This window comes from Brevibacillus sp. FSL K6-0770, assembly GCF_038000275.1.
GTDB lineage: Bacteria > Bacillota > Bacilli > Brevibacillales > Brevibacillaceae > Brevibacillus > Brevibacillus parabrevis.
The window spans coordinates 2,137,322-2,151,083 of record NZ_JBBOBQ010000001.1 but is presented as its reverse complement, the minus strand read 5'-3'; the positions used below and the strand labels follow the sequence as shown (position 1 = coordinate 2,151,083).

Annotated in this window: 15 protein-coding genes and 1 pseudogene; 9 read left to right on the top strand and 7 right to left on the bottom strand. The window is 53.5% G+C overall.

The window, feature by feature from the left end; translation table 11 throughout:
• Positions 1-15 precede the first annotated feature (15 nt).
• Entirely contained in the window at positions 16-606 is a 591-nt protein-coding gene (locus NST23_RS10470; RefSeq protein ID WP_173595597.1) for a TetR/AcrR family transcriptional regulator, read from the top strand.
• 98 nt (positions 607-704) lie between these two features.
• On the opposite strand, the gene NST23_RS10465 is transcribed toward NST23_RS10470, so the two are convergent.
• The 4 genes from NST23_RS10465 to NST23_RS10450 form a co-directional block, all read right to left on the bottom strand.
• Positions 705-1,394 carry a deoxynucleoside kinase gene (locus NST23_RS10465; protein WP_122965666.1) on the bottom strand — a complete coding sequence of 230 codons (690 nt, stop codon included), beginning with the start codon at positions 1,392-1,394 and terminating at the stop codon, positions 705-707.
• 51 nt (positions 1,395-1,445) lie between these two features.
• The gene (locus tag NST23_RS10460) at positions 1,446-2,081 is read right to left on the bottom strand and encodes a deoxynucleoside kinase (RefSeq protein ID WP_122965665.1); all 636 of its coding nucleotides are present in this window, start codon (positions 2,079-2,081) and stop codon (positions 1,446-1,448) included.
• A gap of 145 nt (positions 2,082-2,226) precedes the next feature.
• Complete coding sequence (splB, locus tag NST23_RS10455) at positions 2,227-3,300, bottom strand: spore photoproduct lyase (protein ID WP_173595596.1); 1,074 nt, start codon at positions 3,298-3,300, stop codon at positions 2,227-2,229.
• Between the two features lie 84 nt (positions 3,301-3,384).
• The gene (locus tag NST23_RS10450) at positions 3,385-3,594 is read right to left on the bottom strand and encodes a hypothetical protein (protein WP_122965663.1); all 210 of its coding nucleotides are present in this window, start codon (positions 3,592-3,594) and stop codon (positions 3,385-3,387) included.
• Between the two features lie 141 nt (positions 3,595-3,735).
• Here NST23_RS10450 and NST23_RS10445 point away from each other — a divergent pair, with 141 nt between their 5' ends.
• On the top strand, positions 3,736-4,260 hold the full coding sequence (locus NST23_RS10445) for a sigma-70 family RNA polymerase sigma factor (RefSeq protein WP_309539046.1): 525 nt from the start codon (positions 3,736-3,738) through the stop codon (positions 4,258-4,260).
• Positions 4,261-4,270: 10 nt separating this feature from the next.
• Positions 4,271-5,614, top strand: coding sequence for a DUF4179 domain-containing protein (locus NST23_RS10440; RefSeq protein WP_122965661.1), 1,344 nt, complete (start codon positions 4,271-4,273; stop codon positions 5,612-5,614).
• 60 nt (positions 5,615-5,674) lie between these two features.
• Here NST23_RS10440 and thiD read toward each other — a convergent pair whose 3' ends face one another.
• Positions 5,675-6,469 (bottom strand): bifunctional hydroxymethylpyrimidine kinase/phosphomethylpyrimidine kinase, encoded by a 795-nt coding sequence (thiD, locus tag NST23_RS10435; protein WP_122965660.1) that lies wholly within the window; start codon positions 6,467-6,469, stop codon positions 5,675-5,677.
• A 106-nt stretch (positions 6,470-6,575) separates the two neighbouring features.
• Here thiD and NST23_RS10430 point away from each other — a divergent pair, with 106 nt between their 5' ends.
• From NST23_RS10430 to NST23_RS10420, 3 genes are all read left to right on the top strand, one after another.
• Complete coding sequence (locus NST23_RS10430; protein WP_122965659.1) at positions 6,576-7,382, top strand: sensor histidine kinase; 807 nt, start codon at positions 6,576-6,578, stop codon at positions 7,380-7,382.
• On the top strand, positions 7,379-8,029 hold the full coding sequence (locus NST23_RS10425) for a response regulator (protein WP_063227749.1): 651 nt from the start codon (positions 7,379-7,381) through the stop codon (positions 8,027-8,029). Before NST23_RS10430 ends, NST23_RS10425 begins: the two co-directional genes overlap by 4 nt.
• A 97-nt stretch (positions 8,030-8,126) precedes the next feature.
• A complete protein-coding gene (locus NST23_RS10420; RefSeq protein WP_122965658.1) occupies positions 8,127-8,528 on the top strand; it encodes an SET domain-containing protein in 402 nt (133 codons plus the stop codon).
• Between the two features lie 212 nt (positions 8,529-8,740).
• Here the strand turns inward: NST23_RS10420 and NST23_RS10415 are convergent, their stop codons facing one another.
• Both NST23_RS10415 and NST23_RS10410 read right to left on the bottom strand, forming a co-directional pair.
• Positions 8,741-9,949, bottom strand: coding sequence for a TIGR03943 family putative permease subunit (locus NST23_RS10415; protein WP_340963629.1), 1,209 nt, complete (start codon positions 9,947-9,949; stop codon positions 8,741-8,743).
• A gap of 13 nt (positions 9,950-9,962) precedes the next feature.
• On the bottom strand, positions 9,963-10,967 hold the full coding sequence (locus NST23_RS10410; protein WP_242771927.1) for a permease: 1,005 nt from the start codon (positions 10,965-10,967) through the stop codon (positions 9,963-9,965).
• Positions 10,968-11,106: 139 nt separating this feature from the next.
• Between NST23_RS10410 and NST23_RS10405 the strand changes: the two genes are divergently transcribed.
• The 3 genes and pseudogenes from NST23_RS10405 to NST23_RS10395 all read left to right on the top strand — a co-directional run.
• Entirely contained in the window at positions 11,107-11,508 is a 402-nt protein-coding gene (locus NST23_RS10405; RefSeq protein WP_063227745.1) for an ArsR/SmtB family transcription factor, read from the top strand.
• A gap of 139 nt (positions 11,509-11,647) precedes the next feature.
• Entirely contained in the window at positions 11,648-12,694 is a 1,047-nt protein-coding gene (locus NST23_RS10400) for a flavin-containing monooxygenase (protein ID WP_287103164.1), read from the top strand.
• A gap of 25 nt (positions 12,695-12,719) precedes the next feature.
• Positions 12,720-13,700, top strand: a pseudogene (locus NST23_RS10395) (cation diffusion facilitator family transporter); the annotation flags it as partial.
• Positions 13,701-13,762 lie beyond the last annotated feature (62 nt).

The following is a 13,762-nucleotide window of genomic DNA, read 5'->3' as shown; positions in this document are numbered from 1 at the left end:
AGCAAGAGAAACAGCATGAAAGTATCGAAAGCACAACAAAGGCAAGAAACGATCGCGAAGCTGCTGGAAATAGCGAGGGAGCATTTTTCCACCCAAGGGTACGCCCATGCCGCAACAGAGGACATGGTCAAGGAAGCGGGACTGACGCGAGGAGCCTTGTACCATCATTTTGGCAACAAAGAAGGGCTGTTCCGCGCCGTGCTCGAATCCGTGCAAAAAGAAATCGCAGAACAAGTAGAGACGGAAGCTGCCAAAAGCCAGGACCCGTGGGAACAGCTGTTGAACGGTTGCCGCGCCTTTGTCACGTCAGCCGTCGAACATCGCAACAGACGGATTTTGCTCATTGACGGCCCTTCCGTTCTCGGCTGGGAAGCTTGGCGGAAAATGGACGAGGAACACAGCATGCAACTGCTGCAAGCCCAACTGCAAAGCATGGCAGAGCAAGGTTACCTTGCCGCTGTGCCCATCGAGGCTTTGACTCATCTGCTCTCTGGCGCAATGAACGAAGCTGCGCTCTGGATTGCCCAAATGCCTGACCAGGCGCACTCTCTGGAACAGATGGCCAGGGCCATGACGCTGATGCTTGAAGGCTATCGGGTCAAATAAATAGCCAGACGAAAAACCCCCTGCCTATGCTGCTCGCGGCGCATTTGCCAGGCAGTATGGATAGGGGGTTATGTTATTGGGCGAATTGTTTGGTCAACTTAAGTCAACCGCGTTGCCCGTCCCAGGCGAATTTTTTCCGCCGCTCGCGCAATGATGCTCTCGACAGAAGCAGGGTCATCGACCACATCGTATTCGTTGATGTTTACTCGCAGAACCGGACAGGATGTAAAGGAATGAATCCAGCCTTCGTAACGGTCGAACAAATCGCGCCAGTAATCGATCGGCGTCTGCTGCTCCATCGGACGTCCACGTTCCTGAACGCGGCCGATAATATCGTCGAAGCTTCCTTCCAAGTAAATCAGCAGGTCGGGATGCGGGAAGTACGGGGTCATGACCATCGCTTCGAACAGCTCGGTATATGTTTTGTAATCTTCTTCTGTCATGTTGCCTTGCTCGTACAGCATGCGGGCAAAAATCCCGGTGTCCTCGTAAATCGAGCGATCCTGGACGAAACCGCCGCCATAGTCGAACATCCGCTTCTGCTCCTTGAAACGCTCCGCGAGAAAGAAGATTTGCAGATGAAAGCCCCAACGGGACAAATCGTTATAATAACGGCCAAGGTAAGGGTTGTTGTCCACCTTTTCCACAGACACGCGGAAACCAAGCTGATCGGCAAGCGCATGGGTAAACGTCGATTTTCCGACACCTACCGTTCCGCCGATGGTAATCACTGCATTGCCCGGTATCCCGTATTTTTCACGAAGGTGGCTGTTTTGAAACCTAGACATGTACGCAACTCCTTATTGAAATACTTGCCAATCACGCGGCATTCGTAACCTCTATTTCTTTCGCAACTCCTCAATGCGCGGCAAAATCTGCTCCATCATCCATTGCCGATCCTCCGGGCGATGCACGAAATCCAGCTCGTCACAGTTGAATTTAATGACAGGCACATCCGGGTGGTGCTTCTCAAACTCGTCCATGAACTCGTTGTAATCGGCGATCAAATTTTCCATATAACCCACATCCATCGTCCGTTCCACTTCGCGATCGCGAATGGCAATCCGCTTCATGACCGTATCGATGGAAGCCGTCAAGTAAATGACCAGATGAGCCTGCGGCAAATCTTCTGTCAGGATATCATAAATTTTAAGATACTTAGGAAGATTGTTGTCTGACAGGGTGCGTTTGGCAAAAATCGTATTTTTAAAAATATTATAATCGGAAACGACAGAAATGCCCTGGTTGAGGTAATGGGAGTGAATATCTTGCAACTGCTTGTAGCGGTTGCACAGGAAGAACATCTCCAGTTGGAAGCTCCACTCTTCGATGTTTTCGTAAAATTTTCCTAAAAATGGATTCTCATAGACGATCTCTTCCAGCAATTGCACGCCGCATGTTTGGTGCAGTTCCCGCGCCAGGGAGGTTTTTCCTATTCCGATCGGTCCCTCAACGGTTATCAATATGGACTTCATATAAGCGTCTGTTCCTTTCCGAAAAATGAGAGCACTCCATATTTTAGCACGCGTCCTTGTATTTGTCGAAACCATTCGCATTATGTCGCTAGCCATCTTTTGCCAGCAAAAAAACTGCCCCCGCTGGCTGGGCAGTCTGGACTTTCTACGTAAAATACTCCACTTTCGCCTGGGGAAACAGCCGGGCAATTTCTTTTTCCAGATGCGCCTGCAAAGCTTTTGCCTGAACATCCGGGTAGACGTATTTGCCCTTGCCGTACTTGCCCCATTTATATTTGCGTTCTTCTTCGTTCATCACCAGCTTGGTCTTCGGATAGCGCGCGAGGATCAAGCTTTTGGCGATTTTCGTGAAGCGATGCTGAATCAGCTCAAAGGTCAGATCGGTCATCGCTTCCGGGACGAGCTGGCTGCTCAGCCGTTCGAGCAAATCGGTGTACCCCTCTTCCCATCCGTCAAACCAGTACAAAGGAGCCAAAATAAAGCCGAGCGGATATCCGGCTCGCGCCACTTTGCCTGCCGCTTCAATACGCTGTGCGAAGCTGGAAGTACCCGGCTCAAAATTTTTGATCACAAAATCGGCATTCATGCTGAAGCGAAAACGGGTGTGCTTGTTGTGCTGCGCGTCCAGCAATGAATCGACATGGTGAAATTTGGTGACAAACCGCAGTCGCCCGAACTCTTCTTTGCCCATAAACTCGATCGCGCGTTTGAGGTTGCCAGTCAAATGCTCGATGCTGACCGGATCGGACGTACAGGCTGCCTCAAACCTGGTGATCTCCCCCGGACGTTCCTCGATATATTTTTTGGCCTGGGCAAAAATTTCGTCGGTATTGACGTAGACGCGAATGTACGGCTTCGACCCGACATTCGTATTCAAGTAACAGTAGTGGCAATGAGCGGCGCACCCTGTCGCCAGCGGAATCGCATACTCGGCAGACGGCTTGGAAGGCTCGAACTTCATCGTTTTGCGCACGCCGATGACGAGTGTCCGTTTGGCATTGCGATATTTTTCAACATCCGTTTCTCCGGGAATGCCGCGAACCTGGTTGTGACTGGTTGTCATTTGCAGCGGAATCCCTTGCTCTTTGAACCGCTGGTACAGCTCTTGTCCGAGCGGATAGTCCAGGGCATTCGGCTCGACGAACACGTAGTCGGGCACAAACAAACCGGAATCTTTTCGCCCTGTTTTCGCGGGCGCTTCCAAGAGTGTAGTCGCCATAGGCACAGATCCCTCCCCGTGCCTAGTATGGCCCACAGCGCCCTGCTCGCCTCAAGGAGAACGCTGGCTTTTGGCCTGCTCTCGCTACAGTCCGCTTTTGAACTCGCGCAACCGCTCCCTCGCTTCCGCCGCCTGGCTGATGGGCACTTGCAGCGTGTACACATGCCCGCCCTTTTTCGTCTCCCTGGACAACAGCCTGACCCGGATGCCTTTCATCTCCAAATAGATGCGACACTCGCTCGCCACCCTGGGGAGCCCGTACGACTCATGAATCGTTACCCACTTGGTCCACATGCCTTCTCACCCTCATTGCTTCTTCCTCCTTTACTGTAAGCATCAAGAAGGCTATTGGTTCGCCAAAAAAGCAAGATTGCCTATTTTCCCAAAACCGTTTTGGCTCTTGCGGCGTCTAATGTTTAGTAGGAGGGGAAGATTGTGAATCTCGAACAACTTGTCGGGCAAGCCAGGCAAGGGGACGACGAAGCCTTTTACCAGCTGATTTGCCAGCAGCAAAAACAGCTGTACAGCGTGGCTTACGCCTTTTTGCGCAACGAGGCAGACACGCTGGAGGCCATACAGGAGGCCACCTGCCGCTCCTATCTGCGCTTGTCCCGCTTGAAAGAACCCGCGCATTTTCGCACATGGCTGACGCGCATCCTGATTCATGTCTGTCTGGACGAGCTGAAACGCAAAAAACGGTTCGCCTCCGACTGGCATGCCGGAGAAAGCCTTGCTATTCCGTTTGGCAGCCAGATGGAGCAGACGGCGGAAAAACTGGTCATTGAGGAAGCATTGGCCAAGCTGACGCCGATGTATCGCAGCATCATTCTCATGAAATATTTTGAAGACCTGACCATTCGGGAAATCGCTTCGAGACTCGGCTATCCGGAAGGAACCGTCAAGACTTGGCTGCACAAAGCGTTAGGCGCCTTGCGAAAAGATCTCGGGAAAGGCTGGTGAATCGAACGTTATGGATTTCGATACGGATATGGAAAAAACAAAATCACAGCCGCTCCCTGACATAGAACCGTACATTCGCCGCGGCATCGCGCAAGCCAAAGAGCAAAAACGCATGCGGCGACGCAATCGGCTGATACGCCTCTACTCAGGACTTGCGGCGTGCTGCATTCTTTTTGCCTTCGTGCTGTCCGTGCGCATCTCCCCTGCCGTCGCCGCTTATGTCAGCGAGCTGCCCGGGATGGATAAGATCGTGGAGCTGATCCGCGATGACAGAGGGCTGCAACGCGCCGTGGAGCACAAAATGGTTCAGGATATTGGCACAAAAGCTTCCTTGTCCGGCATCACCTTCACCATTGACCAGGTGCTGACCGACCAGAAGCGCATGCTGCTTTTTTACACACTCAAGCACGAGCATACAGGGCAAAAAGTTGCCTTGCGCGGCGTGAAACTTTTGGACGCATCCGGCAAGGAATGGGAGCATGGGGCAAGCTGGGGCAGTATGGGAGTAGCAGCGAACGTGGAACATAAAGACCGGATCGATGTTTATGTCCCGGAAGCCAGCGTCATCCCCGAGTCTTTGACAGCCGAGGTGACGTTTGAAATTGATGACGTCAAGCAAGATTCGTCGCTCGCGGTGACGTTCCCGATCGACCGCAGCAAATACAGCGCTTTTGAGAAAAAGGTGTACCCTGTCGACAAGCAAATCACGGTAGACGGACAATCGCTGACCATCGAACAAATTACGGTCTTCCCGACGCAAACAGAGGTGAGCATCCGCTTTGATCCGGCAAACAAAAAGCACATTTTCGGGTTCGATGACTTGAAGCTGGTCGACGAAAAGGGGCAGACGTACGCTTTTTGGGGAAATGGCGTTCCGGTTCGGAACAACGGAGAAAATGGCAAGGTGTTCAATCTGGAAAGCATTTATTTTCTGGAACCGCAGCAGCTGTTTTTGAAAGCAAGCGGGATACGGGCACTTGATCGCGACAAGCTGCAAGTCGTTATTGATGCGAAAAAGCAGACGCTGGTCAAAGCACCTGACGACAAACTCAAGCTGGCCGCGCTGCGACAAGTTGACGATGTGGTCGGGCTCGACCTGGAACTGCGGGTGGAGGAAGAGTCCGATCGCCACCTTTTCACCTATTTTGGCAACGATATTACGGACAATCGGGAAAACAAATATGAGTATGTCCAAGGAACCACCTCGACAATCGCTTCGCCGGATGGGCGCACGCAAAAACAAGGATTGCTCTTCAAACGATTGACGAACAAAGGAACTATCGACGATTACTCCCTCACCTTGACAGACTATCCGACACGTCTGCAAGGCGAGATTACGGTACAAGTCAAATGAGCAAGCAAAGGCCCCGCGAAGAATGTGCTCTTCTGCAGGGCCTTCCTTTTGTACCATACATTAATCGACAACTGCCCAATGGTTGGTCGGGCCATGGCCGCCGCCCAATTGCGGAGCCGTTTTGATCGCCTCGAAAATAAAACGGTTCGCCTTTTCTACCGCAACGTGAAGCGGCGTCTTTTTCGCCAGCTCGGCGGTAAGGGCAGCGGAAAAGGTGCAGCCTGTCCCATGAGTATGTCTGGTTGGGATGCGTTCGTGCGACAGCTCCATAAAGTCGCGGCCATCAAACAAAATATCGACGACGGTATCCCCTTCCAGGTGGCCACCTTTCATCAACACATTGCGCGCTCCCAGCGCATGAATGACGCGGGCAGCCTCCCGCATCTCTTCCGGGGTATGAATGGACAAGCCTGTCAGGCACTCGGCTTCGGGCAAGTTTGGCGTCACCACTTCGGCGAGCGGGAGCAGCTCTGTTTTCAGAGCGTCAATCGCTTCGTCCAGCAGCAGCTTCGCTCCGCCTTTGGCGATCATCACCGGGTCTACGACGAGCTTTTGCAAGCCTGCGTCGCGAACTTCTGCCGACACCGCACGAATAATCTGGGCGTCAAACAGCATGCCTGTCTTCGCCGCATCGGCGCCGAGATCGCGAAGCACCTCGCGCATTTGCTGCGCCACCGCCTCTGTCGGCAACGGGTATACTCCCGCTACTCCCAACGTATTTTGTGCAGTGACAGCGGTAATCGCGCTCATCCCGTAGACGCCGAGCTGGTGAAACGTTTTCAGATCGGCCTGGATGCCTGCCCCTCCCCCGCTGTCTGATCCTGCTATCGTCAATGCTCTCGCAATCGTACTCATGAATTTCCCTCCTGCTCAACCACCTTTTCTCCTACGAGTATATCATCCGCATGTCCCATTCGGTATACTAAGGAGTGATCACCAACCGCAAAGAAGGGATTTTCTCATGTCTTATCGCTTGTTTTACTGGCTGACCGTCCTGATCCCGACGATTATCATCGGCGGCTTCGAATTTGTCCGCCACGATTTTTTGCTGCCCTACATGTCGATGGAAACGGGAAATGTGTACATCACCTTGATGACACTGGTGCTGTCTTACTTGTTCGCGACGTGGATGTTTCGCACGATCAAGCAAATGAACGCGCGGATCGTGGAAGAACAAGCCCGGCGCGCCGTTTACGAGGAGCGCGAGCGTCTGGCGCGGGAGCTGCACGACGGCATCGCACAATCTTTGTTTTTTCTCAATGTCAAGCTGAAGCAAGGTCATCTGGACGAAGCCCGCGTGGCGGTTTCCGCGATCGACAATCACGTCCGCCAAGCCATTTTCAACCTGCGATCGTTGCCTGAGGAAGGCAGCTTCGACCAGCGGCTGGAAAAATGGCTGACCCAGTGGAGCGCTTTGTCCGGCGTCGATGTCGTCTGGGATTTGCGCGTGAAAGAAAGCTTTTTCACTCCTGCCGAGGAAGTGCAGCTATTCGGAATCATTCAGGAGGCGTTCGCCAATATTCGCAAGCATGCGCAGGCCAAGCATTCCTGGATTCGACTGACCACAGGCGAGCCGCGCAGCTGGCAGCTCGTGATGGAGGACGATGGCGTGGGCATCGCCCAGACCAACCCGGATACGAAAAAATACGGCTTGTCCATGATGCGCGAGCGGGCCAGACAGCTGAACGCCGCGATTGATATTCAAAAACGGGCTGATGGCGGCACGATCATCCGCCTGACCGCTCATGCTGGAGGTTTTTCGCAATGAATGCATACCGTGTCCTGATCGCCGACGACCACCCGATGGCTCGCATGGCGATTCGCTCGCTGCTTGACCCCGATCCTTCGTTTGAAGTAATCGGAGAGGCTGACAATGGCGAGGAAGCTTTCATCCAATGTGGAAAGCTCCAGCCCGACCTGGTGCTGATGGACATCAACATGCCGAAATGGAGCGGTCTGGAAGCAACTCGCGAAGTGAAAAAAGCGTACCCGCACATCAAGGTCGTCATTTTAAGCGTCTCGGACGATGTTGCCGACCTGATTACCGCCATCCAGTTTGGCGCTCAAGGCTACCTTTTGAAAAATTTGGAGCCGGACGACTGGATCAACTACTTGCACGCCTTGCTGGGCGAAGACAGCGAGCTGACGCGTGAGATGGCAACGAGACTGATGTACCGCTTCCGGCAGGAGGAGCACGTGGACGATCTCGTGCCGGATGTGCTCACTCCCCGCGAGCGGGAAATCGTCATGTACGTGGGGGCGGGCAAAACAAACCGGGAAATCAGCGAAGCGTTGATCATCGCTGAAAACACGGTCAAAAACCATCTGAAAAACATTTTGGAAAAGCTGCAACTGGCGAATCGCGTCCAGCTTGCCGCTTACGCCGTCCGCCATCATCTGATCATGAAAAAGTAGTCTCCCATTCGAAAACAGTTGCTTTCCAAGCCAACCACTGTCATCCTTAGAAAGACTTGTTTTACGATACAAGATACCAGAATGGCAGGTGAACCACATGCTCGAAGTCAAAACCTCCAAGCTCAGCAACGGAGAATTAAACAGAGGCGTTTTCGCCCTGCGCGATTTCACAAAAGGCGAATTGCTCCATGAAGCTCCGGTTCTTCCCTATTTGAATGAAGAACATGAGCACATCGAGAAAACGCTCTTGGCTGACTACGCATTTGAATACGGTGCGAACCATACCGCATTGTTACTCGGATACGGCATGTTGTTCAATCATTCCTACACGCCAAACGCCACGTACAGCATCAACTTCGACAACCACACGTTCGATTTCTACGCGTACCGCGACATTCAGGCAGGCGAAGAAATTTTGATCAACTACAACGGCGATGAAGACTGTGACGATCCGCTCTGGTTTTACGAAGAAGAGCAGTCCGGCGAGCAAAAGGAATAGGCAAGCAGCACGACAAGGCAGGTGAGCGCTCACCTGCCTTTTTGCTTTTCGTTTTCAACTGTCTCAACTGACAAAGTCGAGATCAAGCTTGCGCTGCTCGACAATCGAGGTGGCCACGTCTTTTAGCGATTTGCCAAATTCTTTTTCCAACAACAGAAAACGCCTTCACGCATGTAACCCACGCGCTAAAGGCGTCGCTGTCCGATGCTGCTTTAGTTGCTCGGCGCTTCGTAGCTGTAATACACATACGGGTCTTTCGGGGCCTGGACTGGCTGGATGTGCGCTGCCTTCAAGACGAGCATGTCAAATCCGTCTACCTTGCGCAGCTCCAGCTTCCCGCGCACTTGAACCCAGCTGTCCTTCGCCCATTTGCTTGCGCTCTCGCTCTCGACCAACACGCCGAAGACGCTGGCGTCGGCCGTGCAGCAAGTGACCGAGAAACGGGCGACGACGAACTGGTTGCTGGCGAACCCCGGCTCTTTGTAGACAAAACCGAGCGTCTCCAGCTCTTTTCCCGCAAAATCCTGGGCGTACAGCTCCAACGTCGTCAGGCCGTCCAGGAAAATTTTGTCGTTCAGTTTGATGACTGGCTGTTTGTACATCGACGTAGCGATATCGGTGTAAAAGTCACCGAAGCCGCCATTGGAAAAATGATTTTTCAATTCGGCATCGCTCATCCCCGGTTTGATCGGGATAGATGCAGGGGCTTGTGTTTCCTGCCCGGTGGCTGTCGATGCAGAGGCAACAGTTTGCCCTTCCTGCCCGGCTGCTGTCGATTCTGGAGCAACGGTTTGCCCTTCCTGCGCGGTTGCTGACGATGCAGAAGCAGCGACTTGCCCTTCCTGCGCGGTTGCTGACGACGCAAGAGCAGCGGCTTGCCCTTCCTGCGCGGCTACTGACGATGCAGGAGCAACGGCTTGCCCTTCCTCCCCGGGTGCTGGCGATGCAGGAGCAACGGCTTGCCCTTCCTCCCCTTGGGATGACGTAGCTTGTTTTGCTTTTTGTGCCTGCTCGCCGCTCGCCACCTCGGACAATTTGCGGACGTCATTGCTCAGCAGCGTCACCCCGCGCTTTTCCGCGATGGCACTTCCCAATATTTTGTCCGGCATGAAAAAGCCCATGAAAATCGGCAACAGAAACAAGCCGTATATCAGCACCGAGCCCCAGCGCGTACGTGGCACGTGATGCGCGTCTTCGCAGTCACAATCGTAAGCGTGGTGCCTGCCAGCCACCAGTTGACGCACGCTTACGAACGTCAAAATCACGAGAATGCCCAAAGTGACATAGCTGAGCATGTGCAGCTTCGGTGCGAGGTAATGCCCCAGCTTATCCGTCCAGATCAGGTAAGACAGCAGCCCGGTGAATCCGGCTAAAATCAGGCTGCGCATCCAGTCGTGCCCGGACCTGTTCGACTTTTGCATACTTTTCCCTCCTCTAAATTGGCATCAACAGCGTAATGACGAGCACCAGTATGGTAATGACAGCAATCAGCTTGAGGACAAAGCCCAAGCGGAACGTCCCGAGCAGCATCAAGGTCGTCTTGAAATCAAGCATCGGACCAAAGACGAGAAAAGCCAAAAGCGAGCTGCTCTGGAATGTCCCGGAGAACGAAGCCGCAATAAAGGCGTCGGCTTCCGAGCAGAGCGAAAACAAATACGCCATGCCCATCATCACCAGATGAGAAGTAAGCGGAGTTTGTCCGACGGCCACCAGCGTGTCACGGCTGATGAACACTTGCAGGACGCTGCTGATCAGCGCTCCAAACAACAAAAATTTCCCCATGTCAAAAAACTCGTCGACGGCGTGGGCAAATGTCGCAGACAGCTTGCCGCGCATCGCTTCTGCATGAGCGGTTTCGTGGCGGATTTCCGCTTCTACCCCATGTCGCAGCGGATTCTTTTTCACAAACAACAGAACGAGAAACCCGGCGATCAGCGCTACGAGAAACCCGGCGATTCCTCTGTAGAGCGCCATGTCCGGCTGCCGCGCAAAGGCAATGTACGTGGAAGACAGCACCACCGGATTGACAATCGGTCCTGCCAATAAAAACACCACGCCCACGGACACGGGCATTCCTTTTTGAATCAGACGGCGAACGACCGGGATAATCGCGCACTCGCACACGGGAAACAAAAAGCCAAGCAGCCCGGCAAACGGCAGCGCAACGAGCGGATGCTTCGGCGTCCAGCGTCTGACTTGCTCCTCGGAGACAAACGTCTGAATGAACGCGGAAAAAAACACGCCGAGCAAAACAAACGGGATCGCTTCCAGCACGATGCTCAGAAAAAACGTTTTGACATCCAGCCAACGGGGAGACCATTCTATGCCCAAACCGGAAAACCAGTTGCCTTCTCCGCCGACCGTAAGCCATACAACTCCAAGTCCAAGTATAAGCGCCCCCACAATCTCAAAGAGAAAATGACGGATTTTAGCAACCACCTGTGATGTCCACTCCTTTTTGCAAATCGTCATCATTCCTAATTAGACACGGATTAGGCACTTTCCTGCTGCTTCCCGTCTTTTTTTCTGAATCATTCCGTTTTATAATGGATACAACCAATTGTGCGGGGTGAAGAACATGGAGCTGGAATATCAGCGTACGACGGATGAAGCAGACGTTTGTGAAATCCAAACCGTGGACGAAGCGAAAGTAAACAGACTGCGGCCGAAAATGAGCGAAACAGAAGGAGTCGCTCCTCTGTTCAAGGCACTGGCTGACGATACCCGGGCAAAAATCATTTACGCCCTGGCTCTGGAAGGCGAACTGTGCGTGTGCGATGTCGCCGCGACGATCAACAGCTCGATCGCCAATACGTCCCACCATCTTCGCCTGCTGCGAAATATGGGGCTGGCCCGTCATCGCAAAGATGGAAAGCTCGTCTACTACGCGCTGGACGACGACCATGTGCGTCATTTGATCATGTGCGGGATTGAGCACGCGTCCGAGTTGAAGCAATCGAAAAAAACAACCCGTAGTTGAACGGAACTTTTGGAAGGTCGTCACGTTTGTGGCGGCCTTTTTTTGTTCGTTTGCGAAAATACATTCAAATGATTGCTTGAATATAAGATTGAATGTGGTATGATTTAGGTAAATTCCCGCTTGAAAGAAGGTTTCACCCATGCACGATTACGAAGTCATCATCATCGGTGGCGGCCAATCCGGCCTCGCGCTTGGTGCTCTGCTCCAGCAACGGAAAGCTCGCTTTGTCATTTTCGAAAAAAACGGGCGCTTGGGAGACAGCTGGCGAAAACGTTATGATTCGCTCGTGCTGTTTACCGCTCGGCAAAACAACGGGCTTCCCGGCCTGCCCTTTCCCGGAGAGCCGCAGACGGTTCCCACCAAAGATGAGGCAGCAGACTACCTGGAACAGTACGCTGCGCATTTCCAGCTGCCTGTGCGCCTGAATACAGCTGTCCAGCGGGTAGAACGTACAGCATCCGGCTTTCTGGTGCAGACAGAAGCAGGAACAGCGCGCGCCAAAAACGTCGTCGTGGCGACAGGCCCTTTTCAAATACCGTACATCCCGCCGATTGTCGAGCGATTGGCCCCCGATGTCGTGTCGCTGCATACGACGGACTACCAAAACGAGCATTCGTTCCGGGACGGGCCTGTCCTCGTAGTCGGAGCAGGCAACTCCGGTGCGCAGCTTGCTGTGGAACTCGCCAGACATCGCCCTGTGATTTTTTCCAGCGGGCAGACCCGGCTTCATTTGCCTTTGTATGTTTTGGGCAAAACTATTTTTGACTACATGCAACGGTTCGGCTTGCTTGATGCTCCCCGCTCCTCATGGGCTGGAAAGCAATTGATGAAACGACCTGATCCGATCTTTGGCTACCGCGAGGAAATGAAAGCTCTGACGAAAACCGGAGCCTTGCGCCTGACGGAACGCACCGTTCGCATTGCGGATCGCACCGCCTATTTCGCAGGCGGCGAGCAGGCGAGCTTTCCAAACATTTTATGGGCCACCGGATTTCGCCCTGACTATAGCTGGCTTGCGATCCCGGACGTACGCGATCCAAACGGCTGGCCACGGCACGAGCGAGGGGTGACAGAGGTGTCCGGCCTGTATTTTCTCGGGCTTCCCTGGCAGCATTCCCGCGCTTCCGCACTCATGGGCGGCGTAGGCAAAGACGCCCTTTTTCTGGCAGATCGACTCGTTCGCTAAACGATCCTATCGAGGAGGAATCATTATGGGCTTGCATCATCACGATCACGGAGATGGACACGACCACCATCACCACGGAAAAGGCGCCAGCAAAAAAGCGCTGTTCACCTCTTTTCTGATCATCACTGTATTTTTGATCGTCGAGACGATCGGAGGTTTTTTGACCAACAGTCTCGCGCTTTTGTCCGACGCTGGACATATGCTGAGCGATGCCTTGGCACTGCTGCTAAGTCTGGTCGCGCTCCATTTTGCGGCCCGGCCGCCCTCTGCCCAAAAAACATTCGGCATGAAGCGCTTCGAGATTCTCGCCGCTTTGACCAATGGCGTCACGCTCGTCCTGATTTCCCTATTCATCTTTTGGGAAGGATTCCAACGTCTGCTCCAGCCGCCTGAAGTCGCGAGCGGCAAAATGATCATCATCGCTTCCGTCGGCTTGCTCGCCAATATCGCCGCAGCCTTCGTCCTCATGCGCGGCGATTACAAGGACAACGTAAACGTGCGCAGCGCCTACCTGCACGTGCTGGGCGATATGCTCGGCTCCGTAGGGGCAATCCTCGGCGGTGTGCTCATGCTCGCCTTTGGCTGGTACATCGCCGACCCGATTATCAGCATCGTCGTCGCCTTTTTGATCATGCTGAGCGCATGGCGCGTGACGAAGGAGTCGGTCAACATTTTGCTGGAAGGAGCGCCTTCCCGTATCGATACGACAAAAGTAGAAGCGCGGCTCGGACAGCTTGACGGCGTGGTAAAAGTTCACGATTTGCATGTTTGGACCGTCACTTCAGGCTTCGACTCCTTGACGTGCCATCTGGTTGTACAGGACGATTTGCCGAGCTACTCGATCCTCGATGCCGCTTTGGCGCTGTTGCAAAAAGAGTTTGGCATCACCCATGCGACGATCCAAATCGAGAACTCTTCCATCTCGCATGGAGAGTTGCATTGTCAGGGTGGGACGGGGGAGCATTCGCATGATCATGAGCACTCCCATGACCACGGGCATTCGCATAACCAAGAGCATTCGCACGACTCCGAGCACTCGCATGACCACGGGCATTCGCACGACCGCGA